At 41.8% G+C, this 20,513-nt stretch carries 20 protein-coding genes and 1 pseudogene; 5 read left to right on the top strand and 16 right to left on the bottom strand.

The window, feature by feature from the left end:
• Positions 1–23: 23 nt before the first annotated feature.
• A complete protein-coding gene (locus BLR65_RS15790; protein WP_093795148.1) occupies positions 24–854 on the bottom strand; it encodes a class I SAM-dependent methyltransferase in 831 nt (276 codons plus the stop codon).
• A 3-nt stretch (positions 855–857) separates the two neighbouring features.
• Positions 858–998 carry an FmdE family protein gene (locus tag BLR65_RS15785; RefSeq protein ID WP_093795147.1) on the bottom strand — a complete coding sequence of 47 codons (141 nt, stop codon included), beginning with the start codon at positions 996–998 and terminating at the stop codon, positions 858–860.
• A 439-nt stretch (positions 999–1,437) separates the two neighbouring features.
• Between BLR65_RS15785 and BLR65_RS29860 the strand changes: the two genes are divergently transcribed.
• Complete coding sequence (locus BLR65_RS29860) at positions 1,438–1,641, top strand: hypothetical protein (RefSeq protein WP_169716776.1); 204 nt, start codon at positions 1,438–1,440, stop codon at positions 1,639–1,641.
• 134 nt (positions 1,642–1,775) lie between these two features.
• Positions 1,776–2,378 (top strand): FmdE family protein, encoded by a 603-nt coding sequence (locus BLR65_RS15770; RefSeq protein ID WP_093795145.1) that lies wholly within the window; start codon positions 1,776–1,778, stop codon positions 2,376–2,378.
• A 215-nt stretch (positions 2,379–2,593) separates the two neighbouring features.
• Here the strand turns inward: BLR65_RS15770 and BLR65_RS15765 are convergent, their stop codons facing one another.
• The 14 genes and pseudogenes from BLR65_RS15765 to BLR65_RS31835 form a co-directional block, all read right to left on the bottom strand.
• Positions 2,594–3,961, bottom strand: coding sequence for an S-layer homology domain-containing protein (locus BLR65_RS15765; RefSeq protein WP_093795144.1), 1,368 nt, complete (start codon positions 3,959–3,961; stop codon positions 2,594–2,596).
• A gap of 123 nt (positions 3,962–4,084) precedes the next feature.
• Positions 4,085–4,843 (bottom strand): ABC transporter ATP-binding protein, encoded by a 759-nt coding sequence (locus BLR65_RS15760; RefSeq protein ID WP_093795143.1) that lies wholly within the window; start codon positions 4,841–4,843, stop codon positions 4,085–4,087.
• Positions 4,840–5,898, bottom strand: a complete 1,059-nt coding sequence (locus BLR65_RS15755; RefSeq protein WP_211285099.1) for a FecCD family ABC transporter permease — start codon at positions 5,896–5,898, stop codon at positions 4,840–4,842. The genes BLR65_RS15760 and BLR65_RS15755 overlap by 4 nt, the downstream gene beginning before the upstream one ends.
• Positions 5,899–5,923: 25 nt before the next feature.
• Positions 5,924–7,054 carry an iron ABC transporter substrate-binding protein gene (locus BLR65_RS15750; protein ID WP_093795142.1) on the bottom strand — a complete coding sequence of 377 codons (1,131 nt, stop codon included), beginning with the start codon at positions 7,052–7,054 and terminating at the stop codon, positions 5,924–5,926.
• A gap of 127 nt (positions 7,055–7,181) precedes the next feature.
• A complete protein-coding gene (locus BLR65_RS15745) occupies positions 7,182–8,945 on the bottom strand; it encodes a hypothetical protein (RefSeq protein WP_093795141.1) in 1,764 nt (587 codons plus the stop codon).
• Positions 8,946–9,021: 76 nt separating this feature from the next.
• Positions 9,022–9,495, bottom strand: coding sequence for a DUF2889 domain-containing protein (locus BLR65_RS15740; protein ID WP_093795140.1), 474 nt, complete (start codon positions 9,493–9,495; stop codon positions 9,022–9,024).
• A gap of 348 nt (positions 9,496–9,843) precedes the next feature.
• Positions 9,844–10,761: a beta-keto acid cleavage family enzyme gene (locus BLR65_RS15735; RefSeq protein ID WP_218130641.1), complete on the bottom strand. Its 918-nt coding sequence runs from the start codon at positions 10,759–10,761 to the stop codon at positions 9,844–9,846.
• On the bottom strand, positions 10,755–11,615 hold the full coding sequence (locus BLR65_RS15730; RefSeq protein WP_211285100.1) for a tRNA lysidine(34) synthetase: 861 nt from the start codon (positions 11,613–11,615) through the stop codon (positions 10,755–10,757). Before BLR65_RS15730 ends, BLR65_RS15735 begins: the two co-directional genes overlap by 7 nt.
• Positions 11,616–12,169: 554 nt before the next feature.
• Positions 12,170–12,928, bottom strand: a complete 759-nt coding sequence (locus tag BLR65_RS15725) for a sulfite exporter TauE/SafE family protein (RefSeq protein ID WP_093795138.1) — start codon at positions 12,926–12,928, stop codon at positions 12,170–12,172.
• Positions 12,929–13,576: 648 nt separating this feature from the next.
• Positions 13,577–13,951: a TonB-dependent receptor domain-containing protein gene (locus tag BLR65_RS15720; RefSeq protein WP_169716777.1), complete on the bottom strand. Its 375-nt coding sequence runs from the start codon at positions 13,949–13,951 to the stop codon at positions 13,577–13,579.
• Positions 13,952–14,031: 80 nt separating this feature from the next.
• Entirely contained in the window at positions 14,032–16,137 is a 2,106-nt protein-coding gene (locus BLR65_RS15715; RefSeq protein WP_093795136.1) for a TonB-dependent receptor plug domain-containing protein, read from the bottom strand.
• A gap of 90 nt (positions 16,138–16,227) precedes the next feature.
• Complete coding sequence (locus BLR65_RS15710) at positions 16,228–16,836, bottom strand: flavin reductase family protein (protein WP_093795135.1); 609 nt, start codon at positions 16,834–16,836, stop codon at positions 16,228–16,230.
• Positions 16,837–17,026: 190 nt separating this feature from the next.
• Complete coding sequence (locus BLR65_RS15705) at positions 17,027–17,602, bottom strand: TrmB family transcriptional regulator sugar-binding domain-containing protein (protein ID WP_143122594.1); 576 nt, start codon at positions 17,600–17,602, stop codon at positions 17,027–17,029.
• Positions 17,603–17,779: pseudogene (locus tag BLR65_RS31835) on the bottom strand (helix-turn-helix domain-containing protein); the annotation flags it as partial. It lies immediately after the preceding gene.
• A gap of 514 nt (positions 17,780–18,293) precedes the next feature.
• Here BLR65_RS31835 and BLR65_RS15700 point away from each other — a divergent pair.
• From BLR65_RS15700 to BLR65_RS15685, 3 genes are all read left to right on the top strand, one after another.
• Positions 18,294–18,584: a hypothetical protein gene (locus BLR65_RS15700; RefSeq protein ID WP_093795133.1), complete on the top strand. Its 291-nt coding sequence runs from the start codon at positions 18,294–18,296 to the stop codon at positions 18,582–18,584.
• 24 nt (positions 18,585–18,608) lie between these two features.
• Entirely contained in the window at positions 18,609–18,908 is a 300-nt protein-coding gene (locus BLR65_RS15695) for a hypothetical protein (protein WP_093795132.1), read from the top strand.
• 627 nt (positions 18,909–19,535) lie between these two features.
• Positions 19,536–20,510, top strand: a complete 975-nt coding sequence (locus BLR65_RS15685) for an ABC transporter permease (protein ID WP_093795130.1) — start codon at positions 19,536–19,538, stop codon at positions 20,508–20,510.
• The last annotated feature ends 3 nt before the right edge of the window (positions 20,511–20,513 follow it).

The following is a 20,513-nucleotide window of genomic DNA, read 5'->3' as shown; positions in this document are numbered from 1 at the left end:
AGCCCCATTACCAATTTCAGAACTTATACTTTCCAGCATAACCAGGCAATTTTGGACTGTACTTTTTCGGAAACAATCCCATCAACCGCGACACGGCCCAGAAACCCGGCAATTTTTTCATCAACATCACCAGTTACCTGGCTTGATTTTGTCATGCGCTTTAATTGATGGCGGTACAGTTCGATGGCTTTATCCAGCGGCCAGACATGATCAAACTCACTATCTTGATACGTTATTTCCGGATAATAGCCTGACAGCCACAGTACATTAACGGCATAATAGATATTTCTGCCCCAGCGATGGTCAGGCTCTTTGCCATATACCTCCTGATGCAGCTTGTCCCGCAGGTCATCCTGACGCTCGACAAAACCGCTGAGAAAGCAGGCACTTTTGCTGGCCTGGCACATTTTCAGCAAACTGTCGGCACTGCTGATGCCCGGGCACATGGAAGCAAAAACCAGGTCATACTTTTCCTGCCAGCCGAACTCCTCCAGATTGAGAGTTTCCCATGGTGACAGTTTGAACAATATGTTATCCAGCTTGTGCCGCCGGGCATTCTCGCCGGCATATTCGAGCATTTTGGGCGAAATGTCAATTCCTGTTACCCGCTGGGCTCTGTGGGCAAATTCAATAGAATATCTGCCCGGACCGCAGCCAATATCAAGAACTTCCGCATTAGCAGGCAGCATATCCCGGCTTGCTAAGAACTCAACAACCTGCTGCCGCCGTTTGCCGCCTTGATTGCTGCCATGCTGGCTATTAAAATCATCGGCCCGCATATTCCAGAATTGTTGGGTTTCTTGTAATTCAGACAGATCTTTTTTCCATGCTGCAGTAAAATATTCAATATTCATAAGTCACCAGCCTTGGCTATATTCTTCAAACAATGTAATCCCCAGTTTTTCCCTAACCGCTTCACAGGCTTTGAAGCCAATAGCCAGACCCGGACACTCGTGCCCGTGAAATTCCACACACTTGTCCCATTGCTGTTTGTTCATTGTACCCTCCCGCAAAATAGTTTGCTAACAACATTTTTGGACAAAAAAAGTATGAAACCTGAGCATTCTTTTGCTCTAATGGCCTCATACCAGATTTTTGTCGTCTATGCTGTTAGGCTTATGTTTTAACCGGTAACGTGACATCAGTCACATCTGCAAATTTTCAAAATTCGCTTTCTATGTCAAATCTTAGCATTTTCAGGAATTTTTGTAAATATATATTTTGTGATTTTTTTCTCTTTGATCATTGACCATCATGCCAGGTGGCCCTTTTGGGGAAATGAAAGAGGTAAGAGTTTTCCTCTTGATTATATTCCCAGCTTTCCGCTAACGCAGGAATATAACCTTTATCATCCTTCCATATTAAAGTATCGAACAGTAAACTCATGCGCAGATAGCCAGGACCGCGAAAGTAATGGACAAAAGGGGGAGGAAAGCCATGATTGCCCGTATGATCGGCGATAGTGAAAATTATTTCAGCATATCCGTAATTTTTCTGCAATATATTGGATTAATAATTGACAAAAAAATCCTAAAAAGCTATATTATTACTAGTAATGGAAATTTTGAAGATTTCCGCCGCCTTGATACCGTAAATTTTAAAAACATTATACTTGATACAATTACCTGGTATGAAACCTGAAGGAGACAAGCTCTTTTGGCGTTTCATTTTTTATTATCTTGGAAGAACCGTGGAAATACCCGAGTGATCCAGAAGCTGTTCTAAGTAGGCTATTGTTGGCGATAAAGAATAATCTTAGGGAGGTATTTATTCATATGGATCAGAACTATCCGCAAGATTTACAAAAGGCCATTGATTTTCACGGACATTTTTGTCCCGGCCTGGCTATCGGCTACAGGGCGGCCAAGGCAGCCATGGAAAAGCTGCAGGCAGAGCGCGCCGAAGATGAAGAATTAATCGCCATTGTCGAGACCGATGCCTGCGGTGTCGACGCTGTACAGTCATTACTCGGCTGTACTATTGGGAAAGGCAATCTTATTTATAAGGATTATGGCAAACAAGTCTATACCATTGCCAGCCGCAAGCAAGATAAAGCAGTACGGGTAGCCCTGAAGGCAAATGTATTTACCCACCAGGAAAATTTACGGGCCGCTGTTTTCAGCGGCCAAGCCTCCGACGAGCAGATCAGGGAATTCCAAGCAATGCAGCAGGCGATAAGTCAACAACTCCTAGCAAAAGCGACCGACAGCTTATTTAAAGTAGATTTGGTAGAAATGCCTTTACCGCACCCGGCAAGAATATTCAAGTCGGTAACCTGCGACTTCTGTGGCGAAGAGGTAATGGAGCCTCGCGCCCGCTTAAAGAACGGGAAGATCGCGTGTTTGTCGTGCAACGAAGAGTACACGCGGGGGTGGTAGAAATTACGGCTATCGTCGCCGTAATTGATATGGACGAATAAGGGCAACCATCGACCCATATTGATTTTTTATCAAACTCTCACATGAAAAAGCAACATATAAAGCCGCTAACCCCCTTATAAAACAAAGGATTAGCGGCTTATACTTTTTTATTGGGCTATGATTCACCCTTACGTACCAATTACACACAACTGGTCCATACCTTCACCTATCCCTTAAAAGAACACGCTGGTAATAAACCTGAACTGGTTCTTATCGTTGTTATCTTTGTTGCTAGCAGCCTGGACTTTGGCATATTCCAGCGTAGAGGTAAAGTTTTTGCTAAAAGCGTAATTGTACTGATAAATATACTCCTTGTAGTCAACTACATCCGGCAAAAGCATACCGCTATTAGCAGGAAGGTTGGTCAAACGGTTAAAGACCGAATTAGCTTGGGCGTTTACATACTGGACAACAATATTGTTGTCGCCTTTCTTACCCAAGGTCTGATTGCCGTATTTTGCTTTCAGTACATACATGTTCCGTCCGCCGCCGGCAGTACCGAAGTTAACACCTGCATTATGAGAAAGCTGGCCTGTCAGGCTGAACCTGTTGTCAAAATCATACTCAAGGTTGGCAATGCTCCACTTCAAAGCATCCAGATTACGTTCGGGATTTTTAAAATTATAATAGCTGAGAGCCCACTTTAACTTGCCCAGGTTGGAACGGACATCCGCACCTCTCACATCAAGATCGCCAAAAAGATTGTTGAATTGAGTAATGTCATTTTTCCTGGCATCGAGATAGTTTGCTCCTTTGATAAACCGGCCATATGTAAGCGCAACTTTTAGATTGTCAATCTTGAAATTGGCCTTAACACCGTCATAGTTGAATATCTCACCCGCAAACAGGAAATTCAGATCGTCGACTTTTAACGGCTGGCGGCCGACAGCCGCATTGACTGTGCCAATTTTAGTTTGAAAATAGGCGCGGTCAATAGCAGCATTGCCATACGTGCTGGTACCGGTTTCCGTACTTTGACCGGCTTCGCCAAATTTTTGCCAGATATTAAAATTAAGATTTTTTTTGTCCGGTACTTTGGACATAAACCGGGCGTTGAAGGTCGTATTATCGTCCACTTTGGCCGCCGCTTCAAGACGTAAATTATATTGACCGTAAACATCACTGGTTTTTGTAGACGGAGCCGTATAGTCGGTTATATTATATCGTACCCGCAAACTCCCGGTAAACTTGATGTTCGGTTGGTTTTTCTCCAGTTTGGTCAACCGGACGCCGATGTTGTTCAGCTCTGTGGCAAATTCAACCGACAGTTTATCCAACAACGCTCTTTGCTCAACATTGGCTTTATGATAGTTTTCCAAGGCCCTGGCCGTAACGAACGCAAACTCATAACGTGTTAACGGCTTGTCCCCGCGAAAAGTACCGTCGCCGTAACCGTCAATCAAGCCGGCTTTATACAGTTGACCCACAGCATCATATGCCCAGTGTTTGGCAGGCACATCCGTAAAATTTGCCGCCAAGGCTACGCCGCCAATACTCAGCAAACATGCTAGAATTAATGTCAGAATCATTGCTTTCCTCATATTTTCTCTCCCCCTTTAATTCATTGCAACAACCCTAAGTGAGTCTCACCCTTTCCCGATAATAGAGATATAGAAACTGACACCCTTATCACAATCACACACGCCGGAACCAACGTGCGCCGTTTAACCAGGAAAAGGTATGACCACCGGAACTCCACCTAATTTTTCTACTGCCACCGGAACTCCGTATACACTAGCGATATTTTCCGGGCTCATAACTTCCACTCCACCGCAGGCAAAGGTGGTTCCATCTTGCAAAAGCAGGAATTTATCCGAAAAACGCAAAGCCAGGTTAAGGTCGTGCAGCACAACAAGTACGGCAATATTTTGCTCATGTGCTGTCTTTCTGACAGTGCTTAGGACTTCCAGTTGATTTTTTAAATCCAGGTTACTGGTAGGTTCATCAAGCAAAAGTACTCTTGGTTCCTGGGCCAACGCTCGGGCAATAACTACCTTTTGTAGTTCCCCGCCGCTCAATTCGTCCAAATAGCGCATAGCATACTCCGTCAAGCCAAGATTTTTCAGGGCACGCTGGACAATTTCCATATCCCTGAGTTTGGCCTCCCATTTTATGTGGGGCTTGCGCCCCAGCAATACGGCGTCCATAACCGTAAAGCGACTGCTTTCATACTTTTGCGCCACGTAGCCCACTCTCCTGGCGATCTCCAGTCGACTAAGCCGGCTAAGGGCGTCGCTTTCAATTAGAACCGCGCCTTTGTGGGGATTCAATATTCTGTTCATACATTTGAGCAGAGTGGACTTACCGGCGCCGTTGTTGCCCAGAATAGAAACAACCTCGCCCCGAGCAACCGTAAAACTGACCGTTTTTAAAACCGGCCGGCCGTTATAGCTAAATTCCACCCCATCTACTACTAAAATCATCTTCTTCCGTACCCCCTGGCAAGAAGGTAAAGAAACAAAGGCGCCCCCATAAAGGAAGAAATCGCGCCCACCGGCAGCACTACGGGAGCGACGAGGGTCCGGGCCACGATATCCGAGGCCAGCAGCAGCACTCCCCCTGCCAGGCCGGCGGCCGGGATCAAAAAGCGGTGGTCGCCGCCCACTATTCGTCTCATTATATGCGGACCGACCAGGCCGATAAAAGCGATGATACCCAGAAAGGAAACGGCCACGGCTGTGACCAGGGAGGCCAAAAACATGCCGGTCAGCCTGATCTTGTCCACGTCAACGCCCAGTCCTTTGGCTGTTTCATCGCCACTGGTCAAAGCATTATAATTCCACCGGTTGGCCAGGAAATAAACAAACGCAATGACTGTCAGCGCGGCCATGATTTTCAGATTGGACCACGAAGCCCGGCCAACGTCGCCGAAGGTCCAGGAAACAATGGCGGCCAGTTGCACATCGCTGGCTACATACTGCAATACGACGAGCACGGCCGAAAAGAGCGAGCCCATGGCCACGCCGCTCAGGACCATGCCTTCGGGAGTGACCCCTTTGATACGGGCCAGGAAAAGGATCACCAAAGTGGCCGTCATCGCCCCCAGAAAAGCGGCAAAGGTAACCAGGTAAGGGTTATTGATGGCTATGACGGCACCGGTGCTGCCGGCGCCAAGCGTAATTGCCACAGCGGCACCGCAGGCCGCGCCCTGGGAAATGCCCAGGGTGAACGGCGAGGCCAGGGGATTACGCAAAACGGTTTGCATCACGCAGCCGGCCATGGCAAGGCCCATCCCGGCCACCACCGCCGCCAGCGACCGGGGCAGCCTGATGTTCCAGATAATTACATCGGTGCTTTCTGCGGCCCGGCCCAACAAGGTCATCAAAACCTGAGCCGGCGTAATGTTCGCCGACCCGGCGTTGACGGCATATACCCCCAGCGCCAAGGTCATCAAAAGGAGCAGCCCGATAACAAGAAGCTTTCGGCGCGTGTATTTTAAATAACTTTCCGGAATATTTTCCGTGGTCGCCTGACTCAAATCTTTACGACCTCCATTCTAATTGCTAGTTTGGCGACGATTCCTCAAGGTTCAATTTTCTGAAACCACCGTCACCGTTTGCTATTTGCTGATACAACGGCTTGCCTAAAAGAAACTGGTAAATTTCATTCGCCTTTTGAGGAGGATCAACATCGCTGAATTGGACGGGATAGATCACTTTTCCGGCATAATAAGCGTCGACTAAAGCTGCACCTATGTTGGTGGCGTAGAAATTGTAAGGGATTTGGACATAGATCCGACCGTTTTTAAAGGCTCTCAGGGACTGGTAAAACTGCGGATTGTTCTTGTAATCGTCCCTCACCAGGCTTAACCCGAGTTCATCGATAATAATGATTTCGGGGTTCCAAATCAGCAGTTTTTCTTTGTCGATCATTACACTTCCCGTCGTGCCAGTCTCATCGGCTAAATTTTTGGCGTTGATCGCCACAAAAGGCGGATATTGAGCCTGCGTGCTTTCAATGCCGTAAGTACCCTTCATACTCAGGGCGCCCGCATAAACTGTCGGCTTTTGATCGGCGGGAATATTCTTTGTCCGCATATCCAAATCCTGCTGGCAGTTTTTCAAAAATGCAACTACATTGTTGGCCCGCTGTTCGTTGCCAATAATTTGGCCAATCAACTGAAGGGACCGGTACAGGTCATCGTCAAAGTAGCCCACCCGACCATGCGAGTAGCTCAGAACCACCACCGGGATACCGGTTTTGGACTGTAATTCGTCCGCCTGAGAACCATTCACCAAGACACTGCTGACAAAGATAACGTCAGGCTTCACCTCGACCAGCTTTTCCGTGTTCGGTACGTATTCGGGCCCGCCCTGGCCGATGACCGGCCGGTCCTTTAATTGCGGGTAAGCCAGGATATACGGCCTGATAGCCTCAGGCCATTGTTTCTCAACGCTTTCCACACCCACCACTTTATCCGCTGCCTGATCATAACAGACCAGCCTCAGAACTCCAGGACCGACAGCCACAATTCTGTTGGCTGCAACAGGGACATTCACTTCCCGTCCGACTATATCGGTCACCTTGCTCATTGCCGTCGTAGCCTGCGTTGGGACGCCACTATGCCCACAACCGGCGAGAACGATTATGGCTGCAACCAGAACTATAATCATGCCGGTCATTCTTCTGAACATGTTTCACCATCTCCTTTATATCTGTACGGCGTTCTTTCAAACCACCTTCTCCCAGCTGAGAAACCGAACATCACCCATCTTGAAGCACCCGCCGCTTCATGCAAAAAAATCATGCTCGTATCCCAAATTACCAATCACTGTTTTGTATTATTTTAAACAACTCTTTCGCCGCTTCTTCCGGACCTTTTCTTTCCCAGCCCTTTATACTTAATCGTGTCCTCATGTGTCCCACAAAAAGCTTATTGGCAAAGAATCTATTGAAAAATTTTTCAGCAATTGGTTCATGAAGTTGGCGATATTGAGCAGGACCAAAGACATTCGCGAAATAACTATGCACTAATCCTGTTGAACTGGAAACACCGACACTCATAACAGCACCTTGACGAAACGTATTGATGGCCTCAGCAAGGGAAGCAAAGCGTTCAATAACAGGCTGTTTTTCAGTAACTTCTTCATAGTTGTTGCAATACAATATACAATCCACTTTATACCCTTTAGTTACATAATCTAAATTGGTAAGCGGCAAAACAATTCTTGCATTCTTTTTATTGACATTCATAATGATGGCCTTGTCAATCTGACTAAAGACATAGTCTGGATTCAAAGCATCAAGCCTTACAAAACCACCAATTTCAGTTCCATAGGCAATGACTTCGCCGTGTTCATTAATCGATAAAGACCCCATATCATCTGCAATTATATTAATGTCTTGAATGTATTCGCCAGCTAGCACTTGAAAAGCAGCCAGCATTTCTGACTTACCTGCTCCACCGTCGCCCATAAGCAGTACATTGGCGGCCTTATTGCCTTTTAATACGATTCTGGCCATCGCCCCATGGAAAGGCATGTCGCCGATTTTCATAATACAAATATTATGCAATGTTAAGACCATCTTTTTTAAATAGCCAAAGTACCCAAATTCATCATAATTGGGAACTGCTCCGACAATCATATTATTTTCCTCATCGTCGTAGAAAACAATCGGCAGCTTTGCTAAACCGTCTATTGCAGCACCGGGAATACCAAATAAGTAAATGGCATCCGGACATTTATTTAAATCATGGTCCTTTGCTAGTTCAAAAAGATTACATAACGAAAGACCGAGTGTGAAAAAACGTTGGTGAAAATATATATTTATAACCAGGTTTCCCACTTTGGCGGGATAACACAGCCATTCTTCAGGGTCAATATCAACAATTTCTATAGGATTTTGGGCAATCTGCTCAAAATTTCCTGTCCGTTTAGTCGTTGGTGAATTTAAAATAATGGGCGGATATATGCAAATTTGACGAATAACCGGAATCTCGTTGAGCTTATTATATGCAGCCCCTTTAAAGGGAAAGGTTTTCTCTGTGACAATGGCTGCTAATTCCCCGCCAGTTGCTACTTGATGAACGCTTTGATGAGCAATATTAATTTGTAAGTTGCAGTAAATTTTGCTTATCAAATATTTAAGCTTCTCAACGGTTTCCTGAAAAGTCATGTACGGTCGTTCCTCCAGCTTGTCCTCTTCTGAAGAACGACAAATAATAATAATTCTTTCAAATTTACGCCAATAATCGTGCAAATATTGGATAAAATCACTTAATAGGACCGGATTTTTGAGAAATTGTTCCAATCCTTTGACTACTTGTGTAATAAGATTGACTGGCATCCTGTAAGCATATAAAAGCGTATCTATTAACTTCTGAATATCCTCATCGTTAATATTGTTTCTATTTTCAAATATATCCAACAACATCGAGTTTTTTTCTGCCAGTTCTTGAACAGCCATTTTTAGAACTCGGGCAAATAATTCACTAGATATCAATTGTTCAGGACTATCACAAGTCTGGCATTTAAAATAAATAATAATTTTGTTTTCTAATATTTTGCTTTGACCAATATACATGACTACTCTCCCTTCCTTGTATGACAAAACATACATCCCTCTTAAGCCCAAGTTGTCATGTGAATAAAAGATGCCATTATGTAACGATTTCCTTTATGCTATGTCCTAGACATTTCCCATTAAAAACTTTCCCATAAGCTTTTGAAAACGAATCTCTTCCATCAGTATGAGCCATTCGAAAAAATTTTGCTCGAAATGCTAATGATGCTATTTGCGGTAGCAATACTTCAAAATGCATACAGAATTTATCGCCCGACAATTCCTTGACTTTTTTCCCAAAACCCTTACCTACTTGCGCCCCAATAAGTTGCTTTATCGTTTCCTTTACAGGAGCACATAATTCTTTTTTGCTTCCTTGCAGATAGTCGACGGTGATATCCTTTAATACAAGTTCATCGTCAAATATTGCAGTTATTCCATATTTTCGTATTTCAAATGGATTCTCATCGTTTCCAGACAAATTAACAGCATCCGTTTGCAAAATTTTTATAATATATGTACCATTATCCCAATGGCATTCTGACTTTATTTCTCTATCCTGCATTTTCATCCTTAAACCAGTCCTTTCGCTTGACTCAAAACTCAAAACGGCACAAACCAGTTGTCTTTGAGCTTATTTTGTTGTAAAACTACATTGTTGAGCTACAGGCAACTACAAATCACGCGGAAGTGAGTGCGCTATTCCTGTTGGAACAGACCGAATTTGGAAGATTTAAAAGCAGAGAAACCGTATGTGTCGAGAAGTGCACGTACGGTTCGGAGGCAAGCACACAAAAACCTGCCGCTACCGGTAAGGCATTGTGTGCTTAGCCTACGGATCCCTGTGTATAATATTCCGCACTAAATAACCAAATAAAGGAAATTAGTTTAAATTTTTAATTCGTTATTCCACAGCATCTTAGGATATGTTTGAATTAAGGCCTAACAAATTCCTGACATATAAAGGGTCAGCTATTTCTCTTTGAAACAACTTGGCTATCTCTACAACTCTTTTAACCAATTGTTCGTTAGTAGCAAGCTCTGTTTTTGCCATGTCATAATATAAATTATCTTCAAGTCCAACTCTGACGTGTCCGCCCATTATAATAGCACTTGCATTAGCCATAAGTTGATTAACGCCTATTCCTGCACCCCCCCATATCACTCCTTCTGGTAACATATTAACAAGGTAAGCTACATCGGAAACTGAAGCTTGAGCTGTTGCAATATTCCCCAATATAAAATTTGCGTATATTGGAAATTCTAATATTTTTTTTCTTATAAGATAACTTAAATAGTTAACCATTCCAGAATCAAACAACTCAATTTCAGGCTTTATATCCCTTTCTTTCATAATAGAAATTAATCTCTGAATCTCAGCAGGTTCAGTAATTGAAACAGAATTTCTGAAGTTTAAAGAACCTAATGTTAAACTAGCCATATCAGGTTTTGCAGAACCTTCAAGGGAAAGAACCTCGGTTCTGCAATCAAAATCTTTGTGCACTCTATAAGAAGTAGTAACTGCAATAACTACATTTGGACAGGCTTCTCGAATTCCAGATAAAATTTCTTTATATATTTCTTTTTCATAGGCTGGCTTACCGTTTTCATGTCTAGCATGAATATGCAACATACTTGCTCCGGCTTTATAACATAATATTCCATCTTTTACTATTTCATCAATCGTAATAGGTACATATGGTGTATCTGCCTTTTGAGGAACTAATCCGGTTAACGCTGCATTTATTATAAGCTTTCTATCATTTTGCATTAAAAACACCTCTTTCAATATTTTATAATGGGAGCTTGCAGGAACAATTGCATCGCCATTTAACAATCCGTGAAAAAATTGTCATATTCGATGTCTTCAAATGAATTGGGAAATTCAATGTGGTTCTTTTTCAAAAAGGTGAGCACCCCGGAATAGTTTGAGTTATTGATGTGAGACACAACGTTTAATGATTGAAAATATGCTCGCTTATGTTTAGTTGGCGCTACAACGCACGGAGTGTCAACATAAGGAATATTGAAATTATGCAAATAATTTCTAATTTCATCTTCTTTAAACACTAATAACGGACGAATAATTCGAAATCCGTTTGGTAAATTTTCTTTTATATTCATTTTATGCAAACAATTCATAACTCTTCCAGTAGTCCTTTTATCATAGCCATCCATCTTAAGACTAAAATTAGTTACTAAACTATATTCTTGTAGATAGGCTAAAACGTCATAAAGAGTATAGCCTGTAACAATAGCCGTATTTTTTTTGTCGGTAATATTGCTTAAATAATTATCAATAATCTTTTTTCTGATTGACTTACAGGTTTTGCAACCATCAGTAGATTCTTTATTAAGGTCCTCTTTGTCCGAATCAAATATTTCAAATGACACCCCTATATTATTCCAAAAATTTATAACCCGTTGAAAAGAATCGTACTTTTTTTTGTCTTTTTTATAATATACATGAGTTGGGTACGTAACCATTAATGCATGTAATTTTATATTTGGCATATTTTCTCTGATGTATTTATTCATGAAATAGAAACCAAAAGTGGCGTCTTTTCCGCCCGAAAAAAGAAATACTATCTCTTTAATGTCATTTAGCAAGTCAAAGTCCTCTATTGTTTTACAAAACCGTCCATACACTTCACCGAATTCATTAATATTAGCCAAATTTTCCATATTCATTTTAATTTTCTCTCCTTTTGTTTTTATTACAGGAGTTACATTTGCAAAAAGACCACAATCGCACTACCTGGTACGTTTGACTATCATCTCCGCGATACAGATGATTGCATTGACCTTATGCAAACCGCAGTTTGAACACAGGCAAGGTTGGCTTCCCACTCTGAAAGCTCAATGGGGATGGGCTTGTCTATCCTCTCGGAACTCGCTACTGAAACCAACAATCGTTCTGTTAGATCAAGCCGAAGTTGTTGCCACCTACAAATACACTCAGCAACTGTGTTGAATAGCTGGAACTTACTGCCATTGCCAATTTATGACGGTGGCGTAAGGTTTGTCCTGATTAAAGATATAGCATCTTAGTGGCGGCCGACCGAGAGAAATCTCGTGGCCGGAGAAGTAAGGATGCAAAGGACAAAAAAACGTAAGTTTAACGCCGAAATTCGATTCGCCAATTCATTGATTAACCCTCCCCTCTTCAGTAGTACGCTCTCGGAAACCCGAAAGTATTTATTGTTCAAGGATTTTTGCCTTGGACTTTTTATTTATCCCTTCTCTTAAAACCCGCCCCATACCAGTCTTAATCCTACGGAAAACAGAACAAAAGACAACAGGAGGATTATTCTGCGGGATTTTACTTTTAGGGATAATTTGGCGCCTGCTTGTGCGCCGATAACCGCTCCGGTTCCTATGGTTATTGTTGGTAGTAACAGTACGTGGCCAAGTAGCAAATGAGAAGCAGCTCCGAAGAGGGTGGAAATGGCAAGGACAAAGTGTGAGGTGGCCGTAGCGATATGTGCAGGAAATAAAAGCAGGTATACCATAGCGGGAACATGGATAAGGCCGCCGCCTATTCCTAATATGCTGGATAAAAACCCCACTATAACACTTATACCAATACCTAAGGGACGGTTGTAGGAAAAAGATTCCTTTTGAAAGTTTTCTTCTACTCCTTTAACAGATGAGCGAAAAACCATGAAAAGGGCAAGAAGCAAAAGTACAATTCCGAAGGTTATGTGAAAGCTGTTACCTGAAAAGTATTGGACCATATAACTGCCGATAATTGATCCGGGCAAGGCGGCAAGGCTAAATCGAACTGCTGCATCATAGTAAACCTTTTTCTGTTTAATATAGGCAAATGAACCCGAAACTGCATTTAAAAAGACGACAAAAAGTGAAGTCCCGACCGCATGTTGGGGAGACCAGTGTAAAACTAAAGTAAAAAAAGGTACTAGAAAAAAACCACCGCCTATTCCAGCTAGCGTACCGAATGCTCCAATCGCTATGCCTAATACCCAAAATGCCAACAGTTCCATACAGAACTCTCCTTTCAATCATCACTCCAAATTTCGCCCTGATTACTCACTTGTTTTCACCTCCAGTATAGCAACATCAAATATAAAATTTTCCCTACTATTTATTCGTCCAAATTACTTATAGCAGGCTTGCCCGCTTTCCTTCGACGCGGAATATTGCCGCGCTTTACCACCTGCCATGGTCCTTTACTACTTGTTGGTGCCGGCGTCTTAGGAGCACCGCGATTTTAAATAAATAAAAGTCATTAGTTTTCTGCTGTCACTTCAGCAACAGCAAAAACTAATGACCTTCAGGCCACCAATCCACTTGATCAACTTTATAGCGTGAATTCCTGTCACCAAGGGCTTTTATTCCGTATTTGCCACATCCCTCCTTTCTGCCATATTTCTCAAATAAAAAGCCATTAGTTTCCTGCTGTCACTTCAGCAACAGCAAAAAAACTAATGACCTTCAGACCACTAATCATTGATTATTAAATTAGTTAAAAAGTAAGAACCTATGATCTTCGTATCATATTTTTGGGAATATTTTCACAATCCCCCTTGTCTTTCATAAATTTACCATATATTTTATATATTGTCAATATTGTTTTGAGTATTTTTCCATATTTTTATAATTTTTGTAAAAAATTATAAAAATATGGGTTTTTACTCAGAAATAGCTATTGACAACCTTGTCTCAAAATACAAAATCCAAAAAGTGTTTATGCCAACCTGTCGGATCATAGCGACAAACAGCCGGCGGTGCTTAGCCTTGCATCCGCTGTTCCAGGCCAAAATAGAAGTGGCGGGCTGCCATACTATTGCATCATCAAGGCGGTTGCTAAAAACACTGGCCTGCAAATTCGTACCAGTACTCAGCTTCGTATTCATACCCAAAGTAACCGTGTCCCCCTTTTCCGGGCGTAAATCCGGATTACCCATTGGCAAGCCAAGGCTATACAGTTCTTCAACAATTGGTGCTCTGAAGAACTGGCCCCAGGATGCATAAATATTAGTATCGTTATTAATTTTTCGATTCACGGCTAACCGAACCGTATTTTTACCGCCAATCAGGGACTATTCACGTCCTTGATCGGCTTCATACCTTTAATCAGGGATAATTAAAATTGATATTTGCAGGAAACACCATATGTTCTTCCTTCCATCGGATAGCCGAAAGTTTCACTGTATCCTTTATTAAAAATATTATCAATAAACAAGCTAACCTCCGTATTTTTATTTATCATCCGGCTGGCACTAACGTTAACTGTTGTATAATCCGGCAATGATACCAATTTGTTGGCTACACCGCCGTTTTTCGTGTAACGGTAAATAGTCTTTTGTTCCCCTACATAGCGGGCACTCATTGCAATTTGTGTATTATTTGCCGTTGTATAGCGAAAACCGACATTTACTTTATTGCGAGGATGATAATCCAATTCATCGCTTAACTGAAAAGTATCATAGCGGTCGCCCTGTTTTTTAGTCTTTTGATAGGTATAATTAGCAAAAACAGTTAAGTTATCCCGCAGTTTATGCTCTCCGTCCGCTTCAAATCCCCAAATTTTGGCTTTGTCTATGTTGTATATCATATATTGATTGGTACTGCCGGCACTTTTGAAATTGTTGAAAATATAATCACCGATTTCGCTATAATAGCCGGAAATCCGGTAATTGGTCTTGTCACTGATTTTTTTCTTAAGGCCGATCTCGTAAAATCTGGCGTCTTCCGCTTTTAATTTGATATCAGGATAGTTTTTCATATATCCCTCCGACCACCAATAAAATTCAGGCAAAGTCGGCACCCGGTACCCTCGGTTTACGGACAAATAGCCAACGGTTTGGGGGTCAAACTGATAACTGACTTCAAACTTCGGACTAAATGCGCTGCCGTCAATGGGTCTCATTTTAACGTTAGGATCTCTGTCTGAACGGCCCTCATACTTATCGTAGCGTAAGCCAAATAAGTAGGTTAACTTGGGATTCGCCTGATATTCATCCTGCAAGTACGCTCCTTCAACATCCATCTTTTCCGAAGAAAGCTCATTCGGATAAGCATAGGCCATCAAGGCCGGATCGATATAATTATTGATGATGTCGCCGTAGCCAATATCCCGGTGTTCCCAGCCATACGTTAGCTTGTGGCTTCCAATGTTTTTTACCTGCTGTAAAGCCCACCCCTGAGACCGGTCAGTTCCTGTCTTCCGGTCAAAAATCAGTTTACCGGCATCTGCGGCGGAATAATTATAATCTTTCCGGTCTTCCTTGTTCTTAAACCATTGCAATTTCCAAAAACCGTCACGGGTAGGCTTACGATAAGAGATATCGTAATATGTTTTGGTTTTGTCTGCGTAGGCACGGGAATTAGGGCTGCAAACCGGCGGTCCGCCGAGCGGAATGCTTTCACCGTCCGCTACAGGGTAGTCCGGGTCTATGGGTTCGTAATATAAAGGATTGTCCGGGTCTTGTGACTGACGATTACTCATAATATATCCGCGTTTTGTCCTTGTCGATTGAATGCCGACCGTCAATTCTTCTTTAGTTGGAAAAGAATATGTGGTCTTCAGGGAATAGTTTTCGCTGTCAAAATAGTTATTACGCAAATAAGCATCCCTTTTATCTTTGCCGGCAGTTATCACGTAGCTTAAATTACCTTGTTTGCCACTGTGCTCAAATTGATATCTCTCCAGGTTTTTGCTGCCCCACATGGTTTGCAGACTGGTATATGGTTTTGTGCCGCCCTGTTTCGTAATGATATTGATAACTCCCCCCAGCGTATTACCGTAGACGGCAGACTTCGGACCCCGAATTACTTCTATTTTATCCACATTGTCCAGGGGAAATGTCCCCCAATCCACATAACAGCCGCCTACGACTCCGGCAGAATTAACCGGCCTGCCATCAATTAAAACCATAAACCGCGAACCGTCAAAGCCCCTGAGTTTTACTGTATCTTGATTGTCGCCGACTATGGCCCGCCGCACGATGTCCACACCCACCAAGTCAGTCAGTAAATCGGAAACATTAGTCGCTTTACCCGGTTTAACAATTTTTGTACTGACTATACTGCTCTCGCTTTGCTCCGCCGATTTCTCGGCATCGGCAGTAACAATAATTTGTTCCATGTCAAAGTTAGCAACCTCTTCCGCCCGCACGGGAGAAAAAGCTCCGCAAATTCCGAACCCCAATACTATTGTACAGGTTAAAATCTTTTTTTTTGCAGGCATTCCATATCACCACTTTTTTGCTTCTTTTTTATAAAGCCTACCGGATGAAGGCACGTCTGCTTCATCCGGTAGGCTTTATTCCTTTAACTCCTATTTTGCCGCTACACTTTTACCGGTAAACATTTCCGCATATTCTGCATACCTTCCGCCAAAAACAGGCCTAGTAAACCACATACCTTTTTCTCCCAGGATACCGGACAATGGCTGGGCCTTCTCGTAATCCATTTCACCGGCTTCATTAAAATACTGCTGATCAACTGCCAAATTCACAACTTTGCCAATCACTAAATAGTATTTTTCCCTTTTTATTTCCTCTGTCAACGTGCATTCCAGCCAAGCAAGACAACCTTCTACACCGGGAACCTGAACTTTTTGCGACAAACGTGGCTGCAAATGGGCTTCGGCAAACTCATTCACCTCCGGCGGATAATCTTTTGAACAAACCATAACCTGCTCAGTCATACTGACCGGCGGAATATTGACGACAAACTCACCGGTATCTCTGATATTATTGAGGGTATCCCGCTTAATCCAGGAAGCCAGAATAATTTCATCCAGCGGACGCAGAATGGGTGTAATGTTAGACCAGGGAGCTAAATTTAGAATTCCGTCTTTACTCATAGTAGATAGTAATACAACCGGCAAGGGAAGCACCTGTTCCCGTTTATGCGGTGCCAGGCACCTGACGTTACTACTCATCGTTTTTTTCACCTCCTTTCCTGCCTAATTCTAATAAAAAAGGTCACCTTCTTTTAGCCTATTGTTTCTACAATAGACAAAGAAAGTGACCTTTTTTGTCGTTTCAACAACAAATACGGACTTAACGATTTTCAAATCGTTATAGAATAAATTTAACTTCAGTTGAATCTTAACCTCATCTGAAGGTTAGTTAGTCACCGAATAAATTCAGTAATTTTTCCAAGTCTTTTCCATATTTTTTTATTATTGGTTCCCTAAAATCAGCAAGCAGCCTATTAATGTATATATCATGCCGGATATAAGTATCCAGTATCCTAATCACACCTTGATTAAAAGAATAATAACCTTCGACTTTTTGGTCCTGATTTTTAAAAGCAAACATCCCATATAAATCATCAACTACCATAATAAACTCAGAAACATGTATTTTTTCAACAACTGTCCAGGATTCATGACCAAATACCTGCCCAAGTGGTAATATTCTCTCACTCATCTGATTGCTTATTACTTTTACTTCACGTTTAATTGCAGCCTCCAATTGCTTTTGGATATTGACGCCATCTTCATACCAAAAACTTAGCAAAATAGTTTTTTCCGCTTTATCAATTAACTCCCTGGCCTTGTCCACAAGGTTATCATCGCCTTGAATCTGCCACAGCCAATTGGGATATTTATTTTGGCTTATAGCATCCTTATGCATAAGTAAATAGTTATTAATTCTCTTATATTTTTTAATATTACAATTTATAAAATTTTCAAGCGGCAAAGGCTGATAACGAACCGGATTTTCACCGGAAGGGTAGATCAATCCCTTATCTATAAGAGCATTTAATGTTTCATATACTTTCGGGCCGGGAACACCGGAAAGTTTCTGAATCTCACTGCCATAACTAAGATTATGACGAAGTAACGCTAAGTAAATTTTTCCCTCATATTTTGACAGTCCTAGTTCACTAAAGCAATTAATTACTTCATGTTCAGAAAAATAATTTTGTTTTTTTATTGTAAACGCCTCTGTTTATTACTACCAAGGTAGTAAGTATTTATTTATAATGTAACCTATTTTTCTCTTTTATACAAGATATTATTTTTAATTTTTCCTCTTTTTTAAGTCTATTAAGATATTTATCATTCAATCAAATATAAGGGAATAAAAACAATACATTTGTGAAATGCCAAATTCTAGCCGATAAAATTATTGACATATTTTAACTAAATATGCTAAACTTGTAATTAATTAGTAGTGAATACTAATTTTGAAAAATGACAATAAAGGACAATTCTATATCTTGAAAAATACCATGAAGGAATTTCGCCAAGAATGGCGGATGTCTTTTGTGGTTTTTTTATACTCTTAAATAGAAAGTAGGTGTCAAAATGTCAGGTTAACAACAAGGTTAGTATTTTGAAAAAACAGGTGGTACTGGGAAAGTTAATAAATTTGAGGGGGAAAAAAGATGGCTGAAATTGTATCGGTTAGTGGAGCAATGGCTGCAGGCGCTGCAGTTGGAGGGGCAGGTGCGGTTGCTGCAGACGTAGCTTTAAATGCTCATGGCGAAGTGACTGGCCATTTTAGTATGGCTGCGGCAGCTGCAGGCGCAGGTGTTTTTGGTGCTGGAGCACTGGCTGTAAATGGGATAGCTACTGGAGTTGAAAATGTCTTTTCCGGTATAGAAGGACCGGATTCAATTGGTGTTACAGAAATGGATAATGTAGATTTTGTAGACGAAGGTTATGTAGCTGGATAATTTTGGTAAAACGCTGTAGATAATATGCTGATACTATGTAAAGGAAGCACAACAAATGCTAATCCCGTTAATATAACCAACCGCTTTTTAGCGTCAGATGAATTACTTGTGGCTATTGCCATATTAGATGAATTCAAATATAAGCAACCTATAAATATACGCATTGTATGGACACATTTAGAAACAAATATTAGAATTAAGCAAATAATGAACGCAGCTATATTCGACAAAAGTTGTAGTTGCCACCGGTTGGCTACCTATATAAAAATGGCAGTTATTGAGCGAAAAAACTATACGGTCTATGGAAAGCAACATTATTTGTAGATTTACGCCAAATTGATGAAAAACAGTTTTCTGTTATAAAGCCTAATGTGGTATATCAAAAAAAATTAGGGGTTATTCGTCAATCTGCTAACAGCATTGTCGATATTTGCACATAAAAATCAAGGGGAAATGAATAATGTCTTTAGGATTAATTGCATTTAAATTTATTTCCATGGGGTTAGTAGGTTTTGTGTTTATATATTATTTGTGGGACTATATGATGCATACTTATGCAAAGCCAGATGATCCTATAATTTATAACAGAAGTCTACGGCTTAAGGTTAGTATTACATTAGGAATTTTATCTGGAATTTTGATAGTTATATTTGCATAGTATTGATAGAACTACATTAAGAAGCAAATCTGGTTTAAGTATAACTTTCCTTGAGCCAGTTGCTTCTTATTTTTTATCTTAAAAAAACTGTACATATAAAATTTGTATAAGAAAGAAAAGTGACCCCTTTGTGAAATATTAGTACAAATATCAACTTCTTAGTATTGACATACTTTTACAAATAAGTGTATCATTAATATGATTATAAGAATCATGAAGATTCTAACAACAAGGTATGAAGCCTGTGTCTATGTCCATGGCTTCATACCTTTTATTTTTTTGTGCAGGGGGTAATGGTTAATACGCTATATTTTCAACGATCTTTTCGGTTGCTTATTACGTTTTTTCTTATTATAACCCTTAATTTTGCCCTGCCCAGGCTCATGCCTGGTGATCCGGCAATCACACTGCTGGGACAGGATGCGGCGGTAGTAACAGGCGCTGATTTTGCGGAATTACGGAGCAAATACGGTCTGGACAAACAGCTCTGGCAGCAATATCTGTCTTATTGGCAGGCCTTAAGCCAAGGGGATCTTGGTTATTCCTACCATTGCCGCCAGCCTGTTGCCCAGGCAATCAAACAACACTTGGGCTGGACGCTGGCCTTACTGGTCCCGGTTGTTGTCTTTTCCTCGTTATTGGCAATACTTCTGGGAACAATTGCCGGCTGGAAAAGCGGCTCCAAGCTTGACAGCACGCTAACCTGCGGATCACTGCTGTTTTATTCGTTCCCGCAATTTCTCATCGGCATGCTGCTGTTAAAGCTATTCGCTTTTGAACTGCGGCTCTTTCCGCTGGGTGGCCTGGGTTCAGGCAACAATCATTCAAGCTTTGCCTATCTTCTGGATACTTTGTGGCACTTAGCACTGCCGATACTGGCTCTGACCATAGCGGCCACATCGTCCAAACTGCTGCTCATGCGTAACAGTGCCGCCAAAGAGCGGCATGAAGACTATATCACGTACGCCACCGCCAAAGGATTATCCACCTGCCGCATCCTGGCTGTCCATTTGCTGCGCAACGCCTGCTTGCCACTGCTAAGTCAGATTGCCTTAAACATCGGCTTTATTGTATCCGGGGCTTTAGTAATTGAGATTGTCTTTTCCATCAACGGTATGGGTACGCTCATTTACGAAGCCGCCATTTATCGCGATTATCCGCTATTACAGGGCTGTTTTCTTATTCTTACACTATTTGTGGTCTTGGCGAACCTGCTTGCCGACTTGGCTTACGGCATAGCCGACCCCCGCATTTCACCCTCACACTAACAT

The organism is Sporomusa acidovorans (assembly GCF_900101845.1).
Lineage (GTDB): Bacteria > Bacillota > Negativicutes > Sporomusales > Sporomusaceae > Sporomusa > Sporomusa acidovorans.
Note: the sequence above shows the minus strand (reverse complement) of the source record. Positions and strands in the feature narration are given on the sequence as shown.